Origin of the sequence: Acidovorax sp. 93 (assembly GCF_003633835.1) — a bacterium.
GTDB lineage: Bacteria > Pseudomonadota > Gammaproteobacteria > Burkholderiales > Burkholderiaceae_C > Acidovorax > Acidovorax facilis.
This window is the reverse complement of sequence record NZ_RBIT01000001.1, coordinates 1,064,598-1,090,400: the sequence shown is the minus strand read 5'-3', so window position 1 is coordinate 1,090,400 and position 25,803 is coordinate 1,064,598. Positions and strand designations below refer to the sequence as shown.

19 protein-coding genes and 6 tRNA genes are annotated in these 25,803 nt (G+C 63.1%); 8 read left to right on the top strand and 17 right to left on the bottom strand.

Annotated features, from left to right (window positions below):
* Nucleotides 1-36: 36 nt before the first annotated feature.
* Both C8C93_RS04955 and C8C93_RS04950 read right to left on the bottom strand, forming a co-directional pair.
* A complete protein-coding gene (locus tag C8C93_RS04955; RefSeq protein WP_121506101.1) occupies nt 37-3,687 on the bottom strand; it encodes a hydantoinase B/oxoprolinase family protein in 3,651 nt (1,216 codons plus the stop codon).
* A gap of 79 nt (nt 3,688-3,766) precedes the next feature.
* Complete coding sequence (locus tag C8C93_RS04950) at nt 3,767-4,303, bottom strand: winged helix DNA-binding protein (protein ID WP_121506100.1); 537 nt, start codon at nt 4,301-4,303, stop codon at nt 3,767-3,769.
* Nucleotides 4,304-4,490: 187 nt separating this feature from the next.
* Between C8C93_RS04950 and C8C93_RS04945 the strand changes: the two genes are divergently transcribed.
* From C8C93_RS04945 to C8C93_RS04925, 5 genes are all read left to right on the top strand, one after another.
* Nucleotides 4,491-5,474 (top strand): TRAP transporter substrate-binding protein, encoded by a 984-nt coding sequence (locus tag C8C93_RS04945; RefSeq protein ID WP_121506099.1) that lies wholly within the window; start codon nt 4,491-4,493, stop codon nt 5,472-5,474.
* Between the two features lie 17 nt (nt 5,475-5,491).
* Nucleotides 5,492-6,001, top strand: coding sequence for a TRAP transporter small permease (locus C8C93_RS04940; RefSeq protein ID WP_121420420.1), 510 nt, complete (start codon nt 5,492-5,494; stop codon nt 5,999-6,001).
* Nucleotides 6,002-6,021: 20 nt separating this feature from the next.
* Nucleotides 6,022-7,326: a TRAP transporter large permease gene (locus C8C93_RS04935; RefSeq protein ID WP_121506098.1), complete on the top strand. Its 1,305-nt coding sequence runs from the start codon at nt 6,022-6,024 to the stop codon at nt 7,324-7,326.
* Between the two features lie 112 nt (nt 7,327-7,438).
* A complete protein-coding gene (crcB, locus tag C8C93_RS04930; RefSeq protein ID WP_055402547.1) occupies nt 7,439-7,825 on the top strand; it encodes a fluoride efflux transporter CrcB in 387 nt (128 codons plus the stop codon).
* Nucleotides 7,826-7,947: 122 nt separating this feature from the next.
* On the top strand, nt 7,948-8,811 hold the full coding sequence (locus C8C93_RS04925; RefSeq protein ID WP_055402549.1) for a TIGR00730 family Rossman fold protein: 864 nt from the start codon (nt 7,948-7,950) through the stop codon (nt 8,809-8,811).
* A 39-nt stretch (nt 8,812-8,850) separates the two neighbouring features.
* Here the strand turns inward: C8C93_RS04925 and C8C93_RS04920 are convergent, their stop codons facing one another.
* The 7 genes from C8C93_RS04920 to C8C93_RS04890 form a co-directional block, all read right to left on the bottom strand.
* A complete protein-coding gene (locus C8C93_RS04920) occupies nt 8,851-10,047 on the bottom strand; it encodes an MFS transporter (protein ID WP_121506097.1) in 1,197 nt (398 codons plus the stop codon).
* Nucleotides 10,044-11,570 (bottom strand): DNA recombination protein RmuC, encoded by a 1,527-nt coding sequence (rmuC, locus tag C8C93_RS04915; protein WP_121506096.1) that lies wholly within the window; start codon nt 11,568-11,570, stop codon nt 10,044-10,046. The genes C8C93_RS04920 and rmuC overlap by 4 nt, the downstream gene beginning before the upstream one ends.
* 81 nt (nt 11,571-11,651) lie before the next feature.
* Nucleotides 11,652-12,644, bottom strand: a complete 993-nt coding sequence (locus tag C8C93_RS04910) for a D-glycerate dehydrogenase (RefSeq protein ID WP_055402555.1) — start codon at nt 12,642-12,644, stop codon at nt 11,652-11,654.
* A gap of 169 nt (nt 12,645-12,813) precedes the next feature.
* A complete protein-coding gene (locus tag C8C93_RS04905) occupies nt 12,814-14,226 on the bottom strand; it encodes a sodium:proton antiporter (RefSeq protein ID WP_121506095.1) in 1,413 nt (470 codons plus the stop codon).
* Between the two features lie 125 nt (nt 14,227-14,351).
* Nucleotides 14,352-15,572 carry a nicotinate phosphoribosyltransferase gene (gene pncB / locus C8C93_RS04900; RefSeq protein ID WP_121506094.1) on the bottom strand — a complete coding sequence of 407 codons (1,221 nt, stop codon included), beginning with the start codon at nt 15,570-15,572 and terminating at the stop codon, nt 14,352-14,354.
* A 230-nt stretch (nt 15,573-15,802) separates the two neighbouring features.
* Entirely contained in the window at nt 15,803-16,288 is a 486-nt protein-coding gene (locus C8C93_RS04895) for a thioesterase family protein (protein WP_121506093.1), read from the bottom strand.
* Nucleotides 16,285-17,226, bottom strand: coding sequence for a histone deacetylase (locus tag C8C93_RS04890; RefSeq protein WP_121506092.1), 942 nt, complete (start codon nt 17,224-17,226; stop codon nt 16,285-16,287). Before C8C93_RS04890 ends, C8C93_RS04895 begins: the two co-directional genes overlap by 4 nt.
* Nucleotides 17,227-17,426: 200 nt before the next feature.
* On the opposite strand from C8C93_RS04890, the gene C8C93_RS04885 reads away from it, so the two are divergent.
* The 3 genes from C8C93_RS04885 (at nt 17,427) to C8C93_RS04875 (ending at nt 20,323) form a co-directional block, all read left to right on the top strand.
* On the top strand, nt 17,427-17,975 hold the full coding sequence (locus C8C93_RS04885) for a phasin family protein (RefSeq protein ID WP_055402564.1): 549 nt from the start codon (nt 17,427-17,429) through the stop codon (nt 17,973-17,975).
* 421 nt (nt 17,976-18,396) lie between these two features.
* Entirely contained in the window at nt 18,397-19,449 is a 1,053-nt protein-coding gene (locus C8C93_RS04880) for an extracellular solute-binding protein (RefSeq protein ID WP_121506091.1), read from the top strand.
* Nucleotides 19,450-19,564: 115 nt separating this feature from the next.
* Entirely contained in the window at nt 19,565-20,323 is a 759-nt protein-coding gene (locus C8C93_RS04875; RefSeq protein ID WP_121506090.1) for a 3-hydroxyacyl-CoA dehydrogenase, read from the top strand.
* Between the two features lie 204 nt (nt 20,324-20,527).
* Here the strand turns inward: C8C93_RS04875 and C8C93_RS04870 are convergent, their stop codons facing one another.
* The 8 genes from C8C93_RS04870 to gltX all read right to left on the bottom strand — a co-directional run bounded on the left by C8C93_RS04870 (nt 20,528) and on the right by gltX (nt 25,731).
* Nucleotides 20,528-23,410 carry an EAL domain-containing protein gene (locus C8C93_RS04870; protein ID WP_121506089.1) on the bottom strand — a complete coding sequence of 961 codons (2,883 nt, stop codon included), beginning with the start codon at nt 23,408-23,410 and terminating at the stop codon, nt 20,528-20,530.
* A gap of 148 nt (nt 23,411-23,558) precedes the next feature.
* Nucleotides 23,559-23,635: transfer RNA gene (locus C8C93_RS04865), tRNA-Asp, on the bottom strand.
* A 52-nt stretch (nt 23,636-23,687) separates the two neighbouring features.
* Nucleotides 23,688-23,763 (bottom strand) — tRNA-Glu (locus C8C93_RS04860).
* 30 nt (nt 23,764-23,793) lie between these two features.
* Nucleotides 23,794-23,869: transfer RNA gene (locus C8C93_RS04855), tRNA-Ala, on the bottom strand.
* 64 nt (nt 23,870-23,933) lie between these two features.
* Nucleotides 23,934-24,010 (bottom strand) — tRNA-Asp (locus C8C93_RS04850).
* A gap of 52 nt (nt 24,011-24,062) precedes the next feature.
* Nucleotides 24,063-24,138, bottom strand: a tRNA-Glu gene (locus C8C93_RS04845).
* Between the two features lie 30 nt (nt 24,139-24,168).
* Nucleotides 24,169-24,244: transfer RNA gene (locus C8C93_RS04840), tRNA-Ala, on the bottom strand.
* A 65-nt stretch (nt 24,245-24,309) separates the two neighbouring features.
* Complete coding sequence (gene gltX / locus C8C93_RS04835) at nt 24,310-25,731, bottom strand: glutamate--tRNA ligase (RefSeq protein WP_121506088.1); 1,422 nt, start codon at nt 25,729-25,731, stop codon at nt 24,310-24,312.
* Nucleotides 25,732-25,803: the final 72 nt, after the last annotated feature.

Sequence of the window (25,803 nt, the reverse complement as noted above, 5' to 3'; positions counted from 1 at the left end):
CGCTTTATGGATAAGCGCTAGCGGCCATTTTCATCCCTATTTTTGACCTGAAGACCCGAAGCCGCCGCCGCCCGGCGTGTGGATTTCAAACACGTCGCCCGGCAGCATCTCGGCCTGGCCGATGTGGTCCAGCAGCTCCACCCGGCCATCGCTGCGCACCACCCTGTTGATACCCACGGCCCCCGGCTGGCCGCCCGCCATGCCAAACGCGCCATGGTGGCGGCCGTTCGACAGGATGCTGGCCGTCATGGGCTCCAGAAAGCGCACACGGCGGATGCCGCCATCACCGCCCTTCCACTGCCCGGCGCCGCCCGAGCCCCTTCGGATCTCGTAGCCCTCCAGCCGCACGGGGAAGCGGAACTCCAGCACCTCGGGGTCCGTAAGGCGCGAGTTGGTCATGTGGCATTGCACGACGCTGGTGCCTGCAAAACCGCCAGTGAGCTGCCCGTTGGCATCCCACACGCCGCCCGCGCCGCTGCCCCCCGAGATGGTCTCGTAATACTGGTAGCGCGTGCTGCCAAAGGTGAAGTTGTTCATGGTGCACTGCCCCGCCGCCATCAGGCCCAATGCGCCATACAGCGCGTTGGTGATGCAGGTGGAGGTCTCCACATTGCCCGCCACCACCGAGGCTGGGGGGTTGGGGTTGAGCATGCTGCCCGGCGGAATGATCACGTTGAGCGGCTTGAGGCACCCAGCATTCAGCGGAATGTCGTCATCCACCAGCGTGCGGAACACATACAGCACCGCCGCCATGCACACCGCCGTAGGCGCGTTGAAATTGTTCGTCTGCTGCGCGCTGGTGCCGGTGAAATCGATGGTGGCGCTGCGACTCGCTGCATCCACTTTCACCGCCACGCTTATCTGTGCGCCGTTGTCCAGCGGCAGCGTGAACGCACCGTCCTTGAGCCGTGTGATGACGCGGCGCACGGACTCTTCGGCGTTGTCCTGCACATGGCGCATGTAGGCCAACACGACATCGAGGCCAAACTCGGCCACCATGCGGCGCAGCTCCTGCTGGCCCTTTTCGTTGGCGGCGATCTGCGCACGCAGGTCGGCCATGTTCTGTTGCGGGTTGCGCGAAGGGTACTCGCCGCTTTCCAGCAGCGCGATCATCTCCGCCTCACGCAGCACGCCGCGCTCGACCAGCTTCACGTTGTTGATCTGCACGCCCTCTTCCTCGATGCGTGTGGAGAACGGCGGCATGGAGCCCGGCGTGGTACCGCCCACGTCGGCGTGGTGGCCCCGGCTGCCCACGTAGAACGTGGGCGTGGCTTCATCGGCGATGTAGACCGGCGTGATGACCGTGATGTCCGGCAAATGCGTGCCACCGTGGTACGGGTCGTTGAGCACGAACACATCGCCAGGCTGCATGCGACCAGCGTTCTTGCGGATCACCGTCTTGATGCTCTCGCCCATCGAGCCCAGGTGCACCGGCATATGCGGCGCGTTGGCGATGAGGTTGCCTGCGGTGTCAAACAGCGCGCAACTGAAGTCCAGCCGCTCCTTGATGTTCACCGAGTACGCCGTGTTCTGCAGCTGCAGACCCATCTGCTCGGCAATGTTCATGAACAGGTTGTTGAACACTTCGAGCAGCACCGGGTCCACCGTGGTGCCCACGGCATGCTGCACGGCGCGCGCCACGCGGCGGTTGAGCAGCAGGTGGTCCCGGTCGGTCAGCTGCGCTTCCCAGCCGGGCTCCACGATGGTGGTGGCGTTCTTCTCGGCAATGATGGCCGGGCCGGGGATCACATCGCCGGGGCGCAGATCCTCACGCACCACCAGGGCGGCGTCGTGCCATGCTGCAACGCCATCGATGCCGCCGGTGTACATGCGCACAGTGCTGCGGCGCGGCACCTCGCGCGCAGGTTGCAGCGTGTGGCGCGGCACCACGGGCGCATCGCCGGGCACCACGGCCTCGACGGACACGGCCTCCACCACCAGGCCCTTGCCCTGCATGAGGAACGCAAAACGCTGGCGGTAGGCGTTCTCGAACGCGGCGGTGATTTCGGCCAGCGAGCCCAACGGCACGATGAGCGCCGAGTCGCTGCCCTCGTAGCGCACATGCACGCGGCGGTGCACCACGGCTGTGCCCGCGCCCACCTGCTGGCGCTCCAGCTCGGTGCGCGCGGTGGTGGCCAGCTGCTCCAGCGTGGCTTCGATGCCTGCGAGCGCTTCGGGCGCGAGCCTGGTTTCCACCGCCTGTTCGCGGATCACGTTCTGGTCCGCCAGGCCCATGCCGTAAGCACTGAGCACGCCCGCCAGCGGGTGCACAAACACGCGTGTCATGCCTAAAGCATCGGCCACCAAACACGCATGCTGGCCGCCCGCGCCGCCAAAACACTGCAGCGTGTAGCGCGTCACGTCGTAGCCGCGCGCCACGCTGATCTTCTTGATCGCGTTGGCCATCTGCTGCACGGCGATCTGGATGAAGCCATGGGCCACGTCTTCTTGCGAGCGGCCGCTTTGCACCGCCAGCTGCGCAAACTTCTGCCCCACCACATCGCCATCCAGCGCCTCGTTCGCAGCGTGGCCAAACACCTTGGGGAAATGTGCGGGCTGGATCTTGCCCACCATCACGTTCGCATCCGTCACAGCCAGCGGGCCGCCGCGGCGGTAGCTGGCGGGGCCGGGGTTGGCACCCGCGCTTTCGGGGCCGACGCGGAAACGTGCGCCGTCAAAACCGAGGATGGAGCCGCCACCGGCCGCCACGGTGTGGATGCTCATCATGGGCGCACGCATGCGCACGCCCGCCACCTGGGTCTCGAACTCGCGCTCGAACTCGCCCGCGTAGTGGCTCACGTCGGTGCTGGTGCCGCCCATGTCAAAGCCGATGACCTTGTCGTGGCCCGCCAGGCCTGCGGTGCGCGCCATGCCAACGATGCCGCCTGCGGGGCCTGAGAGGATCGCGTCCTTGCCCTGGAACACCTGCGCATCCGTGAGGCCGCCCGACGACTGCATGAAGAACAGCTTCACGCCTGGCATCTCGCTGGCCACCTGGTCCACATAGCGGCGCAGGATGGGCGAGAGGTAGGCATCCACCACCGTGGTGTCACCCCGGCTCACCAGCTTCATCATGGGGCTGGTGGCGTGGGATGCACTCACCTGTGTGAAGCCCGCTTCGCGCGCAATGCGGGCGGCGGCTTCTTCGTGTGCGGTGTAGCGGTAGCCGTGCATGAACACGATGGCCGCGCTGCGCAGGCCCGCGTCGTAGGCCGCCCACAGGCGTTCTTTCAGGTGCGCTTCGTCCAGCGGCTCAATCACCTCGCCCCGTGCGCCCACACGCTCCTGCGCCTCGATCACGCGCTCATACAGCAGCTCGGGCAGCACGATGTGGCGGTCGAACAGACGCGGGCGGTTCTGGTAGGCGATGCGCAGCGCGTCCTTGAAGCCCTTGGTGGTGATGAACAGCGTGGGCTCGCCCTTGCGCTCCAAGAGCGCGTTGGTGGCCACGGTGGTGCCCATCTTCACGCACTCTACCAGTGCGGGCGTCACGGGCTCGCCGGGCTTCAAACCGAGCAGGTGGCGGATGCCAGCGACAGCCGCGTCCTTGTACTGCTCGGGGTTCTCCGACAACAGCTTGTGCGTGACCAGCGTGCCGTCCGGCCGCTTGCCCACCACGTCGGTGAAGGTGCCGCCCCGGTCGATCCAGAACTGCCAGCGGGACATGGGTGAAACTTGGTGGGACATGAATAACTATCTTTTTGATAGCTACCAGCGCTTATCAGATAAGCGCTAGAGCATGGTTTTATTCAAAATTCTGCGCCGATCAAAGGGATGCCGCCGAGCGCGCCGCCTGGTCGTACATGCCTGAGAGCACACGCAGCAACCGGGCCAGCTCGCCGATGTCGCGGTTCAGCGCGTCGTCGGCTTTCAGGGCGTCGATCAGGCAGCTCTCGCGGATCTCGCGATAGCGCTGCACATAGGCGCGGCCGACCTCGGTGGCGGCGTAGGTCACCTCCTTGCCGTTCTTCTGCGACGCGACCACGCCCAGGTTCAAAAGCTTCTTGAGCGCGTAGTTCACGAGGTGCGTGTCCTCCACGTTCATGATGAAGCAGATGTCGGCCAGCCGCTTGTCGCGCGCGCGGTGCGTGACATGGTGCAGCACCACCACATCCAGCGGCGTCAAGTCCTTGAGCCCCGCCGCTGCCATGCAGTGCACCACCCAGCGGTGGAAGGCATTGCCCGCCACGATGAGGCCGAATTCGAACTCGCTCATTTCTGCGCTCTGTGCCGACACCAGGTGTGCCGATGACACGATAGGGCCGGAGTCGGTTTTGGCCTTGGACTTGGCGTCAGATTTCATGGAGGTTTCGGGCCTACGGGTTCTGTCATTGGCACGGGATATGCATGGGGCATTGTAGGCAAGTCGATGGTAATTTGTTGGCAATTTGTCAGCGTTTAGGCAAAACACCTATCGCAATCGGATCGGCTTCCGATACAGTGATTTGTTACATCCAACCTTGTACATCCAACCCTGCGGAGCAATATCCATGAAGCGTCGAATCTTCCCCGTGACCGCACTTGCCCTGACCCTGGCGGCGGGCCTGTCTGCCACCTCGGCATTCGCCCAGACCAAGTGGGATCTGGCAGCCGCCTACCCAGCCACCAACTTCCACACCGAGAACATGGTGCAGCTGGCCGGCGATGTAGACAAAGCCACGGGGGGCAAGCTCAAGATCACGGTGCATGCCAACGCCGCACTGTTCAAGGCCCCCGAAATCAAGCGCGCGGTGCAAGGCGGCCAGGCGCAGATGGGTGAGATCCTGCTGGCCAACTTCCAGAACGAGTGGCAGCTGTTTGGTGTGGACGGCCTGCCCTTCCTGGCCGACAGCTACGACGCATCCAAGAAGCTCTACGCCGCGCAAAAGCCGTTCCTGGAGAAGAAGCTGGCCGAACAAGGCATGGTGCTGCTGTATGCCGTGGCCTGGCCCCCACAAGGCATCTACACCAAGAAGCCCCTGGCCTCGGCCGCCGACCTCAAAGGCATCAAGTGGCGCGCCTACAGCCCTGCCACCGCACGCATTGCCGAGCTGGTCGGCGCGCAGCCTGTGACGGTGCAGGCCGCAGAGTTCTCGCAAGCCCTTGCCACGGGCGTGGTCGAATCGACGATGACCTCGGGCGCCACCGGTGTGGACAGCAAGCTGTACGAGCACCTCAAGTTCTACTACGACACCCAGGCCTGGCTGCCCAAGAATGCCGTGCTGGTGAACAAGAAGGCGTTTGACGCGCTGGACAAGCCCAGCCAGGACGCCCTGCTCAAGGCCGGTGCCGACGCCGAAGCACGTGGTTGGGCTGCCAGCGCCAAGGTCAACACCGACACCATCGCCAAGCTCAAGGCCAATGGCATGTCCGTGGAAGCGCCGCCCGCCGCACTCAAGGCCGACATGGCCAAGGTCGGCGACACCATGCTCAAGGAATGGCTGGACAAGGCCGGTCCTGAAGGCAAGGCGCTCATCGACGCCTACCGCAAGTAAGCCCGGGCACCTGCGCAATGCGTCGTCTGCTGGACTTTCTGTACGACAGCGCCGCCGCCCTGGCGGCGCTTTTCATGGTCGGCCTGCTGGGCATGGTGCTGCTGTCCATCGCCAGCCGGCAGTTCCACTTCCACGTGCCGGGCACCGATGCCTATGCGGGCTACCTGATGGCGGCTGCGGGTTTTCTGGCGCTGGCCCACACCTTGAAGCGCGGTGAGCACATCCGCGTCACGCTGCTGCTCAACTTTTTGAAGGGCGGCGCCAAGAAAGCCTTTGAGATCTGGGCCCTGGCCATTGCCACGCTGCTGGCCGTGCTGTTTGCGGTGTACAGCTGCAAGCTGGCTTGGCAATCGCACGAGTTCCACGACATCTCCACAGGCAGCGATGCCACCCCCCTGTGGATTCCCCAGATCGCCATGGCCGTGGGCACGGTGATTCTGGCCATCGCCTTCATCGACGAGCTGGTGCTGGAGGTGATGAACAAACGCGCCGACGCCCATCCCGGCGAAGCCTTGCGCAATGAATAAGACAACCAGGCCCATCTACCATGAGTGATCTCGCCATTACCGGCCTGCTGGTCCTGTCGCTGTTCCTGATCCTGGGCAGCGGTGTGTGGATCGGCCTCACCCTCTCGGGCGTCGCCTGGATCGGCATGCAACTGTTCTCGTCGCGCCCAGCGGGCGATGCGATGGCGGTGACGATCTGGGGCAGCGCCTCCAGCTGGACCTTGACCGCCCTGCCCCTGTTCATCTGGATGGGGGAAATCCTGTTCCGCACCCGGCTGTCGCAAGACATGTTCAAGGGGCTGGCCCCCTGGGTGCAGGCGCTGCCGGGCCGCCTGCTGCACACCAACGTGGTGGGCTGCACGATTTTTGCCGCCGTGTCGGGGTCGAGTGCCGCCACCTGCGCCACCATTGGCAAGATGACACTGCCCGAACTGACACGCCGGGGCTACCCTGAGCACATGGTGGTGGGCACCCTGGCCGGTGCCAGCACGCTGGGCCTCTTGATCCCGCCGTCGATCATCATGATCGTCTACGGCGTATCGGCCGAAGTGTCCATCTCGCAGCTGTTCATTGCGGGCGTGCTGCCGGGCATTCTGCTGGCGGCCTTGTTCTCAGGCTACATCATGGTCTGGGCGCTGCGGCACCCCGACCAGATTCCCGCCGCCGACGTGCGCCTGACCTTTGCGCAAAAGCTGGCCGAGTCGCGCAGCCTGATCCCTGTGGTGCTGCTGATTGCAGCGGTGCTGGGCAGCATCTACACCGGCTTTGCCACGGCCACCGAAGCCGCAGCCGTGGGTGTGGTGGGCTCGCTGGTGCTCTCGGCCGTGCAGGGCTCGATGAGTTGGAACACATTCAAGGAATCGCTGATGGGCGCCACGCGCCTGTACTGCATGATTGCGCTGATCCTGGCCGGTGCCGCGTTTCTCACGCTGTCCATGGGCTATATCGGTCTGCCGCGCCACCTGGCTGAATGGATTGCGTCGCTGGGGCTCAACAAGGCCCAGCTCATTGCGGCGCTCGCAGTGTTCTTCATCATTCTGGGCTGCTTCCTGGACGGCATCTCCATGGTGGTGCTCACCATGGGCGTGCTCATGCCCACGGTGCAGGCTGCGGGCATCGACCCCATCTGGTTCGGCATCTTCATTGTGCTGGTGGTCGAGATGGCGCAGATCACACCGCCCGTGGGCTTCAACCTGTTCGTGCTGCAAGGAATGACGGGCCGCCAGCTGCCCTGGATCGCCAAGGTGGCCCTGCCCATGTTCCTGCTGATGTGCGCGGCCGTGGCGCTGCTCTATATCTTCCCCGGCATCGTCACTTGGCTGCCGCAGCAGATGGCGGCGCGCTGAGCCGCCGGCATGCGAAACGGGTGTGGTCCAGACCAGGGCCGCTCCGTTTTGCGCTTTGGGAGAAGGCGCGAAGCGACCCAGGGGGACTTCATTTGCTGTGACAATCCCCCCCATGCTCAATGTTCTGGCCATCTGCATCGGCGCCTGTGTGGGCGCACTGGCGCGCTGGCGCCTGGGCCTGTGGCTCAGCCCGGGCGGCTTGATTCCCTGGGGAACCCTGGCAGCCAACCTGGTGGGCGGTTATCTCATCGGCGTGTGTGTGGCTGTTTTTCACGCCCTGCCCCAGATCGATCCCGTCTGGCGGCTGGCCTTGGTCACGGGTTTTCTGGGCGCACTCACCACGTTCTCCAGCTTCTCGGCCGAGGTGGTTGAAATGTTGATGGTGCAACGCTACGCCATGGCCCTGGGCACTACAGCACTGCACCTGTTCGGGTCGCTATGCCTGACGGCGCTTGGCATACAAAGTGCTTCATATTTCATAGCAGCCCGCGCATTGTAGACTTGCCCAAGGGCCCATTTTTCTCTACACCTCATCCTCCATTGCATTACGCTGCCCAAGCCGGTGGCCGCAGCATTCGCCCCACCCCTTTTCCCCCTACAGACCGACACGAAGAGTCTCTTATGGACGCCAATACCCAACTCAACGAACGCCGCCTGGCCGATGCCTGGGCGGAACTGCAGAACCACGCAGTCAACGGCAACCCCTTGCATGCAGACGCTTATCGCCTCGCGTTTGCCGACCCGGAATTCCTGTTCCGCCGCGAGACACGCGGTATCCGCTTTCAGCTGGAAATGCTCAAGCCCGACCTGGGCCAGGCCGAGCAAGGCATCGAGAACACCGTGGTGGTCTACGGCAGCGCCCGGTTTGTGGCACCCGACGAGGCCGCAGCCCAGTTGGCCGAGGCCGAGGCCAGTGGCGACGAGGTGCGCCTGCAGCGTGCCCAGCAGGCTGTGCGCAACGCCCGCTACTACGACCTCGCCCGCCAGTTCGCCAAGGTGGTGGCGGAATACAGCGAGCACCAGCGCCCCGCAGACCGCATCTACATCTGCACGGGCGGCGGCCCCGGCATCATGGAGGCCGCCAACCGGGGTGCCCACGAAGCCGGTGCACTGAACGTGGGCCTGAATATCGCCCTGCCCCACGAGCAAAGCGGCAATCGCTTCATCTCGCCCTCGCTCTCCTTCAAGTTCCACTACTTCGCGCTGCGCAAGATGCACTTCATGATGCGCGCCAAGGCATTGGTGGCCTTCCCGGGGGGTTTTGGCACGCTGGACGAACTGTTCGAGGTGCTCACGCTGGTGCAGACCAAGAAGGCCAAGCCGGTGCCCATCGTGCTGTTTGGCACCGACTACTGGAGGCGGCTGATCAACTTCGAAGTGCTGGTCGAAGAAGGCACGATCTCCGCCCAAGACCTCAAGCTCTTTCACTACACCGACGACCCGCAAGAGGCGTGGGAGCTGATCAAGTCGTTCTACCAGCTGTAGGCATTTCTTCGCCTACTGGCTCGGCACGGCAAGCGGCACTCAGCCCGGCCCCTGCCCCGGCTGTTTTTTCTCGCCCCCGATGCGCCACGCCAGCCGGGCGCCGCCCAGGCCTGCGGCGCCCCCCCCCCAGAACAGGCCGCTCACGCCAATCACCGCCCCGGCCGATCCGAACATCAACGGCATCAGCACGCTGGATGCGTTGATGGCCATGAGGCGCAGCCCCAGCGCTTCGCCCTGGCGATGTGAGGGCGTGATCTGGTGCAGCAGGCTCATCACCATGGGCTGCCCCGTGCCCAGCACGAGGCCCAGCAACACCGAGCACAGCCCCATGGCCCAGGCGCTTTGCAGCATGGGGTACACCGCAAATAACACGGCCGTCACCAGCATGGCGCCAGCCATCACGCCCCGCTCGCGCAAGTGCTTGGCCACAAAGGGCATGAGCACGCGGATCACGGTGGCCGCAATCGCAAACGCCCCGAAGATGGTGCCGATGACCGCCGCCGACAAGCCGCGCTCATGCCCCAGCAGCGGCACCGCAAAGGCATGCACATCCCAGCACGACGAGATGAGCCAGTTCACGATGAGCAGGCGGCGAAACGGTGGGTCATTCAGCAGATCCCAGGCACGCTGTGGCGGGCCATCTTTGGCGGAGGCTGCGGCCGCAGCGGGCAGATCCTGCGTGCTGCGCACACACCACCAACTGACCAGGGGCAGCAACGCCAGCAACGCAAAGGCCGCGCGGTAGCCTTCCAGGCTGCCCGGGGTGGTACCCGCATGGTCGATGGCCAGCCCCGCCGCAAATGGGCCAATGAAGTTGGACACCGCCGGGCCTATCGACAGCCAGCTGAACACCTGCTTGAGTTCGGTGGCGTCATGCACTGCGCGGCCCGCGTGGCGCTGCACGGCAATGGTGGCGCCCCCTGCGCCCGCCCCTGTCATCAAGGCCGCAACGCACAAGACCGCATAGGTCGGAAACACCACCGCCAGCCCTGCGCCCATGCACGCCACAGCCACCGAATAACCCATCGGGCGCTTGAGGCCGTGGCGGTCTGCAAACCGGCCCGCAGGAAGGGCCAGAAACACCTGGGTGAGCGCGAACAGCGCCACCAGAAACCCCACCGCCGCCACGCTGTAGCCCTCGCGCAGCGCGAGCAGGGGCGCGGCCAGCCGCATGCCAGCCATGCTGCCGTGCACACAGATCTGCGCGGCAATCAGCCGGGCCAGTGCCCAGTTCACAGCGGATCGTCCTCAAGGTCCAGCCCCGGCAACGGCACGGTGGTAGCCGCTGGCGCGGGCAGGTCCTGCACATCCCGCAGGCGCTTCTGGATGGCGCGGGTGCGCACGCCCACCTCGTCAAACTTCTTGGCGGCGGCGTCGATGGATTTTTTGGTGGCCTCGACCACGTCGCCAAACTTGGCGAACTCGGTCTTGACCATGCCCAGAAGGCTCCACACTTCTGACGAGCGTTTTTCAATCGCCAGCGTCTTGAAGCCCATCTGCAGGCTGTTGAGCATGGCGGCCAGATTGGCCGGGCCGGTGATCATCACGCGGCAATCGTTCTGCACGGCTTCGACCAGGCCGGGGCGGCGCATGACCTCGGCAAACAGGCCTTCGGTGGGCAGGTAGAGCACGGCAAAGTCGGTGGTGTGCGGGGGCGAGACGTACTTGGCGAAGATCTTCTTGGCTTCGAGCTTGATCGAGGTCTCGAACGCATTGCCTGCAGACAGGATGGCGGCCTTGTCGGCCGCGTCCTGCGCATCCATCAGGCGCTGGTACTGCTCCACCGGGTACTTGGAGTCGATGGGCAGCCACACCGGGTGCTCGTCGTTCCTGCCGGGCAGGCGAATGGCGAATTCGACCAGCTCGTCGCTGCCCGGAACGGTCTTGACGTTGCGCGCGAACTGGTCGGGCGTGAGCACGTTGTCGATGATGGCGCCGAGCTGCATTTCGCCCCAGGTACCGCGCGACTTCACGTTGGTCATCACGCGTTTCAAGTCGCCCACGCTGCCCGCCAGGGTCTGCATCTCGCCCAGGCCCTTGTGCACTTGTTCGAGCCGGTCGCTCACCAGCTTGAAGGATTCGCCCAGGCGCTGCTCCAGCGTGGCGTGGAGCTTTTCGTCCACCGTGCGGCGCATTTCCTCGAGCTTGGTGGCGTTGTCGGCCTGGATGGCGGCCAGGCGCTCGTTGAGCGCGGTGCGCAGTTGTTCGGCATTGTGCTGGCTGCCCTGCACCAGCCCGGTGAGCTGCTGCGACACCGCGTCTTGCAGCACCGCAAACTGGTTCTTGATCTGAAAGCTGTTGGCTTCGAGCTGGTCTTTGAGCGCTTGCGACATCACCCCCAGCTGCGACTGGGTGTCGCTCTTGAGCGAATCGAGCGTGAGGCGCGTGGCTGCGTCCAGGGCCGTGAGGCGCTGCTCCAGCCGCGCCTCGAACACGCCAAAGGCGGCCAACAGCTCGGCACGGCCGTTGCGCGATTCGGCCACCGCCTGCGTCAAACGCTCATCGACCGCGTGGCGCAGCCCCTCCAGCGTGGTCTGCGTGGTTTGGGTGAAGCCGCGCAGTTGCTGGCCCATGCCATCCAGCGCGCCATCGTTCTTGGCCACGGCCAGCTGGGTGGCCTGGGTGGTGCGCTCCAGTGCCTGCAGGCGGGCCAGCCATTCGGGCGGCAAATCCACACGGGGGCGGCGCAGCGCCAGCAGCGCGAGCGCGATGAACACCAGGGCCAGTGCGGCCAGCAGAACGAGGGTATCGGTAGTCAAGGAAGGATTACTATGGTTTCGATAGCTGCTAGCGCTTATCTATAAAGCGCTAGCGGCCAATTTCTCTTAATAAATCCGGCGTTACTGCGCCCGCAGGCCAGGCACGGGCTGGTTCACCGGAGTGAGGGGGGCACGCCCGCCCAAAAAGGCGATCAGGTTGTCCGCCGCCAGGTTGGCCATGGCGCGGCGCGTGGGCACCGTGGCGCTGGCGATGTGGGGCGTGAGCACCACGTTGGGCACGGTGAGCAGGTCGGGGTGCACGCTGGGCTCACCCTCAAACACATCCAGGCCCGCCGCGGCAATGCGGCCTTCGCGCAGCGCCACGGCCAGCGCCGCGTCGTCCACAATGCCGCCACGCGCAATGTTGATCAGGGTGGCCGTGGGCTTCATCAGCGCCAGTTCGGCCGCGCCAATGGTGTGGTGCGAGGCTGCGCTGTACGGCACCACCAGCACCACATGGTCGGCCGTGCGCAGCAAGTCTTCCTTGCCCACGTAGGTGGCCTTGCATTCGGCTTCCAGGTCAGCCGACAGGCGCGAGCGGTTGTGATAAACCACCTTCATGCCAAAGCCGTGCGCGCCGCGCTTGGCAATGCCCTGCCCGATGCGACCCATGCCGATGATGCCCAGCGTGCTGCCGTGGATGTCGCTGCCCGCGAACATGTCGTAGCTCCACTTCGTCCACTTGCCAGCGCGCAGGTAATGCTCGCTCTCGGTCATGCGGCGCGCCGTGGCCATCAAGAGCGCAAAGCCGAAGTCGGCCGTGGTCTCGGTCAGCACGTCGGGGGTGTTGGTGCCCAACACGCCCGCCGCCGTCATCGCGTCCACATCAAAGTTGTTGTAGCCCACGGCCATGTTGGCGCAGATTTTGAGACGCGGCGCCGCAGCCAGTAACGCGGCATCCACGCGCTGGCTGCCGGTGGTCAGCACTCCGTCCTTGTCCGCCAAGCGCGCGGCCAACTCGGCTGGGGTCCAGATCACGTCGTCGGGGTTGTCCTCCACGTCGAAGTGCGCGCGCAGGCGGTCCACGATGTCGGGAAAGATAGCTCGGGCGACCAGGATGCGGGGTTTGCTCATGAATCTTCAGTCTCCAATGTATCGATACGGCTGCCCTACCTTGCAACTGGCGCGGCCCGCACCAGCGGCCACCGTGCAAGGGCAGCCCCGCCGCACTGGTGGCGTCTCCCTTCCCATCGCGCAGCGATGAGAGAAGGGGGAAGCGGCGCGCCGCTCAAGGGGATGGTCACTACCTAAACCAGATGAAAGTCATGACGACAAACAGCGGCACCAGGATGCCCCCCGACCACAGCATGTAGCCAAAGAAGCTCGGCATCTTCACGCCCCGGTCTTCGGCGATGGCCTTGACCATGAGGTTGGGTGCGTTGCCGATGTAGGTGTTGGCCCCCATGAACACGGCCCCTGCCGAGATGGCAGCCAGCGTGGGCGCAAGGGTGGTCATCAGCACGGCAGGGTCGCCACCGGCAGTGTTGAAAAACACGAGGTAGGTGGGGGCGTTGTCGAGGAAGGAGCTGAGCGCGCCCGCGGCCCAGAAGTACATGGCCGGGTCGGGCGAACCATCTGCGCGGGTCACGGCCGACACAACGGCGCCAAACGGGCCGTTGACGCCCGCCTTGAGCATGGCGATGACCGGGATGATGGTGAGAAAGATGCCCGCAAACAGCTTGGCCACCTCTTGCATCGGCCCCCAGCCGAACTGGTTGTCTTCGTGCACCTTCTTGGGCGTGAGCCACAGGGATACAAAGGTGACGAAGACCAAACCGACGTCGCGCACGATGCCAGGCAGGCCAACGTCGGTGCCCGCGATGTTGAACACCACCGACGACTTCCAGAAACCGCTGACCAGCACCAGCGCCACCACCACGCCCAGCAGGGCAAAGTTGACCTTGCCATCAAAGCCGATGGCCCGGCTGTCGGGTGTGGGGTCGGCCGTGACCACCTCTTCGCTGCGGCGGTAGTACCAGGAATCGAGCACAAAGAAGATGGCCAGCAGCGCACCCACGAGGAAAAGCGTTTCCTGGAAGATGTGGCTCACCGTCCAGAAGAAATCCACGCCCTTCAGGAAGCCCAGGAACAGCGGCGGATCGCCCAGCGGCGTGAGCGAGCCCCCGGCGTTGGACACGATGAAGATGAAGAACACCACCACATGCGCCACATGCTTGCGGTTGTCGTTGGCGCGGATCAGGGGGCGGATCAGCAGCATGGACGCCCCGGTGGTGCCCATGAAGCTGGCCAGCACGGCGCCAATGGCCAGGATGGTGGTGTTGAGCCCCGGGCTGCCGTGCAGGTTGCCGCGAATGAAAATCCCGCCCGCCACCGTGAACAGCGCAGTCAGCAGGATCACAAACGGGATGTACTCCGCCACCAGCGCATGCACCAGACTCACGCCCGCCATGCCGGGGCCGAATGTGATGGCAAACGGCACCAGAAACGCCAGCCCCCAGGCTGCCGCCACCTTGCCAAAGTGGTGGTGCCAGAAGATCGGCGCCAGGAGCGGCATGAGGGCAATCGACAGCAGAATGCCCGCGAATGGAACGCCCCAGAGGACGGACAGCGTGCTGCCATCGATGTCGGCGGCCAGGGCCCAGCCGGGCAGTGCCGCCAAAAGACCGGCCACTGCCAGCCCGCGCGAGAGTTTCATGGGTTGTGTCTCCATCCAGTTATAAAAATCGGTGCGCCTCACGGCGGTTTGACGTACTTCACAGCACATCGCGGCACTTCACGGAACATCACGGAACCTGTGGGCGCTTCCGCGCGCCAGCGCGGCTACGCTGTCGCAGGGATATCAAACACCTGCCGCAGGTATGCGAGGTATTTCTCGTCATCACACATGCCCTTGCCCGGCGTGTCCGACAGCTTGGCCACAGGCTGGTCGTTGCAACGCGTCATCTTGATGACCACCTGCAGCGGCTCGTGCGCCGGCGGGCTGCCCAGGTCATTGGTGAGATTGGTGCCAATTCCAAACGCCAGCTGGCAGCGGCCTCGGAACTGCTGGTACAGCTCGATGGTGCGCGGCACCGTGAGCGCGTCGCTGAAGATCAGCGTCTTGGTCAGCGGGTCCACGCGGTTCTTGCGGTAGTGTTCCAAAAGGCGCTCGCCCCAGGCGAACGGATCGCCGCTGTCATGCCGCGCGCCGTCAAACAGCTTGCAAAAGTAAAGGTCAAAGTCGCGCAGGAAGGCGCTCATACCGTAGACGTCCGACAGCGCAATGCCCAGGTCCCCCCGGTACTCCTTGGCCCACATTTCAAAGCCAAAGACCTGGCTGTCGCGCAGGCGCGGGCCCAGCGCCTGGCAGGCCTGCAGATATTCATGCGCCATGGTGCCCAGCGGCGTCACGCCCAGCTTCATGGCATAGAGCACGTTGCTCGTGCCCGCAAACTGGCCGGGCCCTGCGGGGGCGCCGGGACGGCGGTCGCCCGTGCCCAGGCGGGCCACCAGCACACGCAGCACTTCTTCGTGCCAGGCGCGGCTAAAACGCCGGCGCGTGCCGTAGTCGGCAATCTTGAGATCCGACAGGCCGTCACCCTGCAGCAGCGCAATCTTGGCATCCAGGCGGCGGCGGCCTTCCAGGAAGTCGGGCACTTTCTGCGTGTTGCGAAAGTAGACCTCATTGACGATGGCCAACACCGGGATCTCGAACAGGATGGTGTGCAGCCACGGCCCCCGGATGGAGATTTCGATCTCGCCGTTGTGCTGGGGCGTGACGGTGATGTATTTCTCGTTGAGCTTGAACAGCCCGAGAAAATCCACGAAGTCGCTCTTGATGAAACGCAGGGATCGCAGGTAGGCCAGTTCGGCATCCTGGAACTGCAGGCAACACAGCGACCGGATCTCGTCGCGGATTTCGTTGGCAAACGGTGCCAGTTGCACGCCGGGGTTGCGGCACTTGAACTTGTATTCGACCTGCGCCCCCGGAAACTGGTGCAGCACGACCTGCATCATGGTGAACTTGTACAGGTCGGTGTCGAGCAGGCTGGTGATGATCATGGACAGGGCAAGCCTCAGAAATCGCGAACACGTTCCCAAGGCCTCAGACCGGGCAACGAAGCCACAAAGTGTAGGCCATCGGGGACCCTGGTACCGCGCAAGGCCAGCGGCGTCAGCCAGGTTTCAGCCGCCGCACAGCGCCTGGCCTGGTTAAGTGCCCTGTGGTGCGCCAGCGCTTATCTGTGTTGCGTTACGCGCTATCAAAACCATATCACGCAATTTGCACGCGGTCAGCCGGGCACCACCAGAGCCTGCAGCACGGTGCGCAGCGCCTCGGGCACGGGCACCGGCCGGCGGGTTTCGCGGTCCACATACACATGGATGAAATGGCCAGCGGCAGCGGTCAGCGGCTCGCCTTGGGCAAACAGGCCCACCTCATACCTGACGCTGGAGCCGCCCAGCCGTGCCACGCGGATGCCCGCCTCCACCGTTTGCGGAAACGCCAGCGGGGCAAAGTAATTGCACTGGGTTTCGATCACCAGGCCAATGGTGCCGCCCGCATGGATATCGAGCACGCCTTGGTCGATCAGGTGGGCATTGACCGCAGTGTCAAACCAGCTGTAGTACACGACGTTGTTCACATGGCCATACACGTCGTTGTCGGCCCAGCGTGTGGTGATGGAGCGAAAGGCCTGGTAGGCGCTGCGCGGCTGCGGGGACGGGCGGGCGGCCGGTGCGGACGCAGCGGCAGGGGTGGTGCTGGCGGCAAAAGTCATGGCCGCACATTCTGCCAGCGCTGGTGGTACTGCCAGGCCACGCGCCAGGTGTTGAGCTGGGCCAACACCGTGTCGTCCAGGTTGCGGCCGTAACCTCCGGCCATGGCAAAAACCAGGGGGATGCGCCGCTGCCACGCCCAGTCGAACACACGCCGGTCGCGCGCCTCCAGCCCGTCGTGCGTCACCGCCAGCCGCCCCAGGCGGTCACCCTCATGGGGGTCGGCACCTGCCAGATAGAAGATGAGCTGGGGCGCAAACCGCTGCTCCAGGGTATCGAGCGCCTGCTCCAGGGCCTGTAGATAGTCAGGGTCCGTGCAGCCATCGGGCAGCTCGACATCGAGGTCGCTGGGCTCCTTGCGGAACGGAAAGTTGCGGGCCCCGTGCAGCGACAGCGTGAACACGCTGTGGTCTCCCCGGAAGATGTGCGCCGTGCCGTTGCCCTGGTGCACATCCAGGTCAATCACCGCCACCTGGAGCGGCCGGGCGGTGCGCCCGCCGCCTCCCCGCGCCCATTCCACCTGCATCAACCGGGCGGCCACCGCCACGTCGTTGAACACACAAAACCCGCTGCCCTTGTCGGCATAGGCATGGTGCGTGCCCCCCGCAAGGTTGCCCGCCACCCCTTCGTGCAGTGCCACGCGGCTTGCGGCCACGGTAGCGCCCACAGAGCGCCGCGCGCGCTCGGCCATGGCCTCGCTCCAGGGGAATCCAATCTCGCGCTGGGCCGGGGGCGGCAGCGTGCCGTCGGCAATCGCATCAATGTAGTCGGGCGCATGGGCCAGCGCCAATTCGCGGTCGGATGCGGGCATGGCCACCTGGAGCGAGACCCCGGGCAGGTGCTGCGCAATCCGGTCGCGCAGCAGTCTGTACTTGGCCATGGGAAACCGATGGCCTTCGGGCAAGGGCAGCACAAAATGGTCTGCGTAGTAGGCGTGCATGACGCGATTGTGGCGAAGGGCGGATTTCTGGGTGGCCGTCCCTAATTTGCTGCACCGCAACAAAAAAACCCTTGCAATCGCGAACGAAGCCCCTAAAATTCAACCCATGCTGCACTGCAACATGACTTACCGAGTCAGGGCCAGCGCAGATGTCTGTGAACCACCTGGCCTTCAAGGCCCTCATTTTTAGGAGATATGACATGACGCTGACCGCTGAACAAATCCTGGCCTCGCACAAAGCCAACATCGAAACCCTGTTTGGTCTGACCACCAAGGCCTTCGAAGGCGTGGAAAAGCTGGTTGAACTGAACGTGACCGCTTCGCGCGCCGCTCTGTCGGAAGCCGCTACCCACACCCAGGCTGTCCTGGGCGTGAAGGACGCACAAGAACTGCTGGCCCTGCAAGCTGGCCTGTTCCAGCCCCTGGCTGAAAAGACCGCCGCCTACAGCCGTCACCTGTATGACATCGCTTCGGGCACCGGCGCCGAATTCGGCAAGGCTTTTGAATCGCAAGCTGCTGATGCTCAGAAGAGCTTCACCAACTTGGTCGACAGCGCCGCCAAGAACGCACCTGCCGGCTCCGAAACCGCTGTGGCCGTGATGAAGAGCGCCGTCTCCGCTGCCAACAACGCTTTTGAATCCGTTCAAAAGGCCGTCAAGCAAGCGTCTGATGTAGCCGAAGCCAACTTCAACGCCGTGGCCAATACCGCTGCCAACGCCGCCAAGACTGCGGCTCCCCGCAAGCGCTAAGTCCAGTACCTGCGGTCTGGAGTGAAACCTCTAGGCCGCATTCAGGGAATACCCTGATAATTCAACCACGCGCTGCGGACACCCTCTGCAGTGCACCAGTTGTCTCCTTGGATCCTCTCGAAACCCCCGTTTCAGGGATCCTTTTAAAGCCCGGTTCATGACCGGGCTTTTTTTTGCCTGGACCTTCGCGCAGCGCACTGGAACTGGCTCTGCGCGGCTTCAGCGGCCGGTTCCGCGGGCGACGAGCCCCAGTTGTGGCGGGCCTTGTCGGAAATTCCCGCCCCGTCCTTCCCGACGTGCAGACTCGCCTTTGCGCTGCATCAGACGCTTGCACCAAATCCCGCTCTCTCTCGGGCATTTATTAAGAATAATTCGTGTTTGCTTTATCATTGGCGGAGTTACAACCCCGAAAGATGCATCCATGTCGAAGACTGTGAAAGCCTTGCTGAGTGCTTGTGCCCTGGCCGCCGCTGCAGGCGTTGTCCATGCCCAGGAACAAGTCGTCAACCTCTACTCGGCCCGCCACTACTCCACCGACGAAGCGCTGTACAGCGGCTTCACCAAGGCCACTGGCATCAAGATCAACCGCGTGGATGCCGACGACGCCGGCATCCTGGCGCGCCTGAAGGCCGAGGGCGCTGCCTCGCCAGCGGACGTGATCCTGCTGGTGGACGCCGCACGTCTTTACAAGGGCGAAGTGGACGGTCTCTTCCAGCCCATCCAGTCCAAGGTGCTGAATGACGCCATCCCCGCCAACCTGCGCAGCAAGCCAGCCGCTGACGGCGGCATCGCCTGGTTCGGTCTTTCCACCCGCGCCCGCGTGATCGTCTACAACAAGGTCAAGATGCAAAAGGCGGACGTCGATACGTACGAAGAGCTGGGCGACCCCAAAAACAAGGGCAAGCTGTGCATCCGCTCCGGCTCGCACCCCTACAACCTGAGCCTTTTTGGCGCCGTGACAGAGCACATGGGCGAGCAGAAGGCCGAGGCCTGGCTCAAGGGCCTGGTGGCCAACCTGGCGCGCCCTCCCAAAGGTGGGGACACGGACCAGATCAAGGCAGTGGCTGCTGGCGAATGCGATATCGCCGTGACCAACAGCTACTACCTGGCCCGCATGATGCGTTCTACCAAGCCTGAAGATGTGGCTGTGGTGAACAAGGTGGGCGTGGTGTTCCCCAACCAGGAATCCTGGGGCACCCACCTGAACATCGCGGGCGGCGCTGTGGCCAAGCACTCCAAGAACCAGGCCAACGCGGTCAAGTTTCTGGAATACCTGGCCAGCCCTGAAGCGCAGAACTACTTTGCCAATGGCAACAACGAGTGGCCTGCCGCAAAGGGTGTGACCCTGGACAACCCTGCCCTCAAGGCCATGACGGGTGGACAGCCTTTCAAGAGCGAGACCATTCCTATCAGCGCAGTGGGTGCCAACACCACGAAGGTGCAGCAGATGCTGGACCGCGTCGGCTTCCAGTAAGCCCGCCCGGCTCCTGACAAGCCCGGCCTGGCCGGGCTTTTTTTCGCCTGCAGAAAGTCGGCCTCGATGCGCCATAATTGACGTTTACGTTAACGTCACTTACAGGAGACAGCACATGGACATCAAGGGCAAGGTATTCATCGTCACCGGCGGCGCATCGGGCCTGGGTGAAGGTACGGCACGCATGCTGGCGGCCCAGGGCGGCATCGTGGTCATCGCCGACATGCAGGCCGAAAAAGGCGAAGCCGTGGCCAAGGAGATCGGCGGTGCCTTTGTGAAATGTGATGTGAGCAACGAGGCCGATGGCCAGGCGGTAGTGGCCAAGGCGGTTTCGCTGGGCAAGCTCATGGGCCTGGTCAACTGCGCTGGCATTGCCCCCGCAGAGAAAACGGTGGGCAAGAACGGCGCCCATGCCCTCGCGCTGTTCAGCAAGACCATCACGGTCAACCTGATCGGCAGCTTCAATATGATCCGCCTGGCCGCCGAAGCCATGAGCAAGAACGAACCCGAATCCACCGGGGAGCGCGGTGCGCTGATCTCGACGGCCAGCGTCGCGGCGTATGACGGCCAAATTGGCCAGGCAGCCTATGCCGCATCCAAGGGCGGCGTGGTCGGCATGACCCTGCCGATCGCCCGCGACTTGGCGCGCAACGGCATCCGCAATATGACGATTGCCCCCGGCATCTTCGGCACACCGATGCTGTTTGGCATGCCGCAAGAAGTGCAGGACGCGCTTGCCGCTGGTGTGCCCTTCCCTAGCCGCCTGGGCACGCCGCAGGACTATGCCAAGCTGGTGCAGCACATCTTTGAGAACGACATGCTCAATGGCGAAGTGATTCGCCTCGACGGTGCCATCCGCTTGGCACCACGCTGAAACAATGGCCTGTGGCGCTGACAGCGTCACACCTTATTTGCTATTAAATATATAGCATACAAGGCTTTCATATAAAGCGCTACGGGCCATTTTCTTCAAACTTCTACCTTTCGCACCTCCTGAGAAGGAGGTTGTCATTGCCAGGAAGTTAGACGGCTGTCATCAGCAGCCTGTTCACGGTTTCGCATGGTCATAAGCAGGCTCTCAGACCAGGGTGACGCGACGCTCTGTCATCCAGGCATCCAGTTGCGCCGCCGGAACCGGCCGACTGAAGTAATACCCCTGGCCGGTATTGCAACCCAAAGATAGCAAAGCTTCACACTGCGTGGCCGTCTCGACCCCTTCGGCGATGGACTCCAGGTCGAGGCTCTGCGCCAAGCCGATGATGGCGCGCACGATGTGTTGGGCGCTGCCATCCTCGCCAAGATGGCGCACGAAGGACTGGTCAATCTTGAGCTTGTGAACCCGCAGGCGCTGGATGTAGCTGAACGACGAGTAGCCTGTGCCAAAGTCGTCAATGGACAGCTGCACCCCCAGGTCGAACAGCTGCTGGACAATGGCGATCACCTTTTCGGGGGCGTCCATGGCAATGCTCTCGGTCAGCTCCAGCTCCAGCATCTGAGGCGACACCCCGCTGTCAGCCAGTGCCTGCTGCACCATCTCGACCAAACCGGGATGGCGAAACTGAACCATCGACAGATTGACCGCCACCGTGAACCCGGTATGGCCCGCTTCGCACCACGCGCGTGCCTGTGCCAATGCCGTGCGCAATACCCATTCCCCAATGCCCAGAATCTGCCCACTGCTTTCCGCCACGGGGATGAACTCTGCGGGGCTGATCAAGCCGAGCTCCGGATGGGTCCAGCGCAGCAATGCCTCAACCCCGGTGAGCCTGCGGTCGCGCAAACGGATCTGGGGCTGGTAGTGCAACGCCAACTGGTTTTGCACCACCGCACTGCGCAACGCATTTTCTATCTGCAACACCCGCAATGAATGGGCTTGCATATCGGCAGAGAAAAACCGGTAGGTGTCACGCCCCGTCTCCTTGGCACGGAACATCGCCGCATCGGCACGCTGTGCCAGGGTTTCAAACTCGCGGCCATCCTCTGGATACAAAGCAATGCCGATGGACGACGTCACCACCAGCTCATGGTGGCCCAACCTGCAGACCCGGCGCACCTCGGACTGCAGGCTCTCGGCCACATGGGCGGCATGCTGCGCATCCGCCAATGGCAGCACGATGATGAACTCGTCTCCCCCAGGGCGCGACACGGTATCTTCCTCGCGCAGCACCAGCTGCAGTCGGTGTGCGATCTCCACCAGCAACTCATCGCCCACCTGGTGACCCAGGGAGTCATTGACATTCTTGAAATGGTCCAGATCCAGGTACAGCAATGCAAGATGCTGTCCGCTGCGCTGGGTCAGCGCAAGCGCCTGGCTGAACCGCGACGCAAACATCGTACGGTTGGGCAAGCCCGTCAGCGCATCAAAGTTGACCAGCTTGCGGATACGCTCTTCATCGCGCTTGCGTTCGGTCACATCTTCTTGCACGGCCAGGTAGTGCGTGATCCGCCCTTGCTCATCGTGCAGCGGCGAAATGATGGCCGACTCATAGTACTCACGACCGTCCTTGCGGCGGTTGAGAAACTCGCCGCGCCAGGCACGCCCCGATGACAGATGCGCCCAAAGGTCGGCATAAACAGACAGCGGGGTTCCCCCCGCGCTGAGCAGACGCGGGTTGCGCCCGACAACTTCGGCGAGGCTGTATCCGGTGGTGACGGAAAAAGCCGGATTCACATATTCAATGTTGCCGTCGGCTCCAGCGATGAAGATCGAATTGGGAGCCTGCTCTACGGCATGGCGCAGTTTGCGCAAAGTATCGAGCGTCTGCACCCGCTGCGTGATGTCACGGGACAACACCACAAAATGCGCCTCTGACGCCTCATCCATCACTTTGCGGGCCACGGAGAGTTCGAACCAGTGCTTGCCATCTGGCAGATCGAGTGTGTACTGGAAATCACGGGCAACCCCGTGCTCGGCAGCCGCGTCAATGGCACGCTGTGCCACCGCAGCAGCCTGCGGTGGAAGAATGTCGTGAATGGTGCGACCCAGAACCTGTTCGGCCGGCAACAGCAGCAACTCGGGCTGGCGCGTATGGATCTCGACATAACGACCACCGCGCGTCACCTCGAACATGAGATCGGGAACCGCGTCCAGCACCGCACGCAAGGCCTTGTCGGACTGCTTCAATGCGCGGTATGGCGCCTCAATAGTGCCCACAAAAATGGCCCGGTACAGATAGTAGTAACCCACCACCTTGTAGACATGGCCCAGCAGGTTGAAAGGGTCCGTGGCGGTAACGTAGAAAGTGAAAAAGAACTCGCTCAGGGCCATGAGCCAGACCGCCGCGAAGAGGCGAGCCACATCAAACGATGTACGCTCTCTCGCCAGACGCAGCAGGAGCACCAGCGACCCGGCATACAAGGCAATCACGCCATATTCAGCCGCAATCTTGAACGGGGTAAGACCTGTTGATCCGTAGGTTTCGGGATACCAGTGCGGGTACCAGAAAACCAGCACGTGAACCGCTCCAACAACGCCCAGGACCAGCGCCAGCACGGCAAATCGCCCTGGCCCCGCAGATGCCGAATCCCCAGGCGCATGCCAGTGCAGCCCCAGCGCCCACAGCAGGCTTACAGCCACCAGGTAACGCGCAGGCAGCCAGAAATTGATGCCCTTGGCCACCGAATTGGCCGTGACGTAATCGGGCATGCCAGCATACGACAGCATGTGCGAAAAATCCAGCAGGGCCACACCCAAAAACCCGCAGGCGAGGATGAACACGTTCCGCTGAGGATTGATGCTGTGCGCCTTCCAGCCCACCGCAAAGACCAGTGCCGACACCACAATAGAGAGCGTTTCCAGCCCCTGGTGAAGTACCAGGAAATGCCGCACTCGTTCGGGAGTCGCCATCGAGAAATACGCGCAGGCGGCAATCGCCGCCCCGGTCAGCAGCCACAACACCGGCGCCACACTTCTGAAGCTGGCGATATGTTGGGAATGGATCTGCCACCGTGAGGGTGTCATGGGCACCTTGTCTCTTTGATGTGCCCCACCCTCAGTGCGGCCATGTTGTTACACATTCTTGCACAACCCATTTTCAGCCACAAATGGGGGACCGCAGGCACAAAAACAAAAAAACCGCTGCAGCCTTGCGACTGCAGCGGTTGATGACTGGCGGAGTGGACGGGACTCGAACCCGCGACCCCCGGCGTGACAGGCCGGTATTCTAACCAACTGAACTACCACTCCTGGCAGGCAGCTTTTGCTTGCATCTTTTCAACACAAGCCAAGCGCTACAACTTGGCGACCCTACGGGGATTCGAACCCCGGTACTCACCGTGAAAGGGTGATGTCCTAGGCCTCTAGACGATAGGGTCAAAACCTTGGAACTAACCGTTAACAAACTTTGGTGGAGGTAAACGGGATCGAACCGATGACCTCTTGCATGCCATGCAAGCGCTCTCCCAGCTGAGCTATACCCCCAAAATTTCTCTGGCTTACACCAAAGAAAAACCCTTGCACATCAAAGACCTGCAAGGGTTTTGACTGGCGGAGTGGACGGGACTCGAACCCGCGACCCCCGGCGTGACAGGCCGGTATTCTAACCAACTGAACTACCACTCCTGGCAGGCAGCTTTTGCTTGCATCTTTTCAACACAAGCCAAGCGCTACAACTTGGCGACCCTACGGGGATTCGAACCCCGGTACTCACCGTGAAAGGGTGATGTCCTAGGCCTCTAGACGATAGGGTCAAAACCTTGGAACTAACCGTTAACAAACTTTGGTGGAGGTAAACGGGATCGAACCGATGACCTCTTGCATGCCATGCAAGCGCTCTCCCAGCTGAGCTATACCCCCACTTAATGACTCGAAACACACTGTGTTTGTTGTCATCATCTGAGCCTTGAATTATAGACAGATTTTTAGCGGTTTCGCAAACGCGCTACAACTTTTTCACGACCGACCAATTCCAGCACGGCATCCACCGAGGGCGTGTGGGCCGTACCCACGGTCAGCACCCGTGCGGGCATGGCCAGCTGGGGCATCTTCATGCCCTGGCTAGCCAGCACCTGCTTAAACGCAGCGCTGATGGAAGCCTTGTCCCATGCACAGGCCGACAGCGCATCGGCCAAAGCATCCAGCGCGGGTGCAATGGCTTCGGTAACGTGCTGGCTGCGCTCCGCATCCACGGGCGTTACTTCACCGTAGAAGACATGCGCCCAATCGGCGAGCGCCACTGTGGTGTCGCAGCGATCCTTGAACAAGGCGCAAATCCGCGCAAGCCGTCCATCTGCCAGCGCTTCGGCAGATACACCCCGCTGCTGCAGCTGAGGCGCCACCAGCGCGGCCAGTGCATCGTCGGCCATGGCTTTGAGGTGCTGGGCGTTCACCCACCGCAGCTTGGCTTCGTCGAACTGGGCCGCACTGCGACCCAGGTGGTCGAGGTTGAACCACTGCAGGAATTGCTCGCGGCTGAAGATCTCATCGTCGCCGTGGCTCCAGCCCAAGCGCGCCAGGTAGTTCACCATGGCATCTGGCAGATAGCCCTCATCGCGGTACTGCGTGACGGGCTTGGCACCGTTGCGCTTGCTCATCTTCTCGCCTTGCTCGTTGAGCACGGTGGGCAGGTGGGCATACACCGGCGGCTCCTTGCCCAGAGCGCGGAAGATATTGATCTGGCGCGGCGTGTTGTTCACGTGGTCGTCACCCCGGATCACGTGGGTGATGGCCATGTCGATATCGTCCACCACCACACAGAAGTTGTAGGTGGGTGTTCCGTCCGGGCGCGCAATCACAAGATCGTCGAGCTCGTCATTGCTGATCTCGATGCGGCCTTTGACCTTGTCGTCCCACGCCACCACACCGCCTTGCGGGTTCTTGAAACGCAGCACGGGCAATACCCCCTCGGGCACGGGCGGCAGGGTTTTTCCAGCCTCGGGGCGCCAGGTGCCGTCATAGCGGGGCTTTTCCTTGGCGGCCATCTGCTTCTCTCGCAAGGCATCCAGTTCGGCCACGCTCATGTAGCAGGGATACACATGGCCTGCGGCCTGCAGCTCTGCCAACACAGTCTTGTAGCGGTCCATGCGCTGCATTTGGTAGAACGGGCCTTCGTCGTGGTCCAGCCCGAGCCATGCCATGCCTTCGATGATCACGTCTACCGCCGCCTGGCTGGAACGCTCCAGGTCCGTGTCTTCAATGCGCAGGATGAAATCGCCGCCCGTAGCACGGGCAAACGCCCAGGGGTACAGCGCAGAGCGGATGTTGCCCAGGTGGATAAATCCCGTGGGAGACGGGGCAAAACGGGTGCGCACGCGGCCCGCGCCGGAAGCAGTGGTATCAGTCATGTCAATAAGTTCTGGCCCTCGCGGGGCCAGTTTCAAGATTCAATCAATCCAGAGAGCGGGGGCAAAGCTTGC

What these genes read in the sequence shown, in the direction of transcription:
- C8C93_RS04955 (WP_121506101.1), bottom strand. Translation starts at nt 3,687, where the DNA reads ATGTCCCACCAAGTTTCACCCATGTCCCGCTGGCAGTTCTGGATCGAC.
- C8C93_RS04950 (WP_121506100.1), bottom strand. Translation starts at nt 4,303, where the DNA reads ATGAAATCTGACGCCAAGTCCAAGGCCAAAACCGACTCCGGCCCTATC.
- C8C93_RS04945 (WP_121506099.1), top strand. Translation starts at nt 4,491, where the DNA reads ATGAAGCGTCGAATCTTCCCCGTGACCGCACTTGCCCTGACCCTGGCG.
- C8C93_RS04940 (WP_121420420.1), top strand. Translation starts at nt 5,492, where the DNA reads ATGCGTCGTCTGCTGGACTTTCTGTACGACAGCGCCGCCGCCCTGGCG.
- C8C93_RS04935 (WP_121506098.1), top strand. Translation starts at nt 6,022, where the DNA reads ATGAGTGATCTCGCCATTACCGGCCTGCTGGTCCTGTCGCTGTTCCTG.
- crcB (WP_055402547.1), top strand. Translation starts at nt 7,439, where the DNA reads ATGCTCAATGTTCTGGCCATCTGCATCGGCGCCTGTGTGGGCGCACTG.
- C8C93_RS04925 (WP_055402549.1), top strand. Translation starts at nt 7,948, where the DNA reads ATGGACGCCAATACCCAACTCAACGAACGCCGCCTGGCCGATGCCTGG.
- C8C93_RS04910 (WP_055402555.1), bottom strand. Translation starts at nt 12,644, where the DNA reads ATGAGCAAACCCCGCATCCTGGTCGCCCGAGCTATCTTTCCCGACATC.
- C8C93_RS04905 (WP_121506095.1), bottom strand. Translation starts at nt 14,226, where the DNA reads ATGAAACTCTCGCGCGGGCTGGCAGTGGCCGGTCTTTTGGCGGCACTG.
- pncB (WP_121506094.1), bottom strand. Translation starts at nt 15,572, where the DNA reads ATGATCATCACCAGCCTGCTCGACACCGACCTGTACAAGTTCACCATG.
- C8C93_RS04895 (WP_121506093.1), bottom strand. Translation starts at nt 16,288, where the DNA reads ATGACTTTTGCCGCCAGCACCACCCCTGCCGCTGCGTCCGCACCGGCC.
- C8C93_RS04890 (WP_121506092.1), bottom strand. Translation starts at nt 17,226, where the DNA reads ATGCACGCCTACTACGCAGACCATTTTGTGCTGCCCTTGCCCGAAGGC.
- C8C93_RS04885 (WP_055402564.1), top strand. Translation starts at nt 17,427, where the DNA reads ATGACGCTGACCGCTGAACAAATCCTGGCCTCGCACAAAGCCAACATC.
- C8C93_RS04880 (WP_121506091.1), top strand. Translation starts at nt 18,397, where the DNA reads ATGTCGAAGACTGTGAAAGCCTTGCTGAGTGCTTGTGCCCTGGCCGCC.
- C8C93_RS04875 (WP_121506090.1), top strand. Translation starts at nt 19,565, where the DNA reads ATGGACATCAAGGGCAAGGTATTCATCGTCACCGGCGGCGCATCGGGC.
- C8C93_RS04870 (WP_121506089.1), bottom strand. Translation starts at nt 23,410, where the DNA reads ATGACACCCTCACGGTGGCAGATCCATTCCCAACATATCGCCAGCTTC.
- gltX (WP_121506088.1), bottom strand. Translation starts at nt 25,731, where the DNA reads ATGACTGATACCACTGCTTCCGGCGCGGGCCGCGTGCGCACCCGTTTT.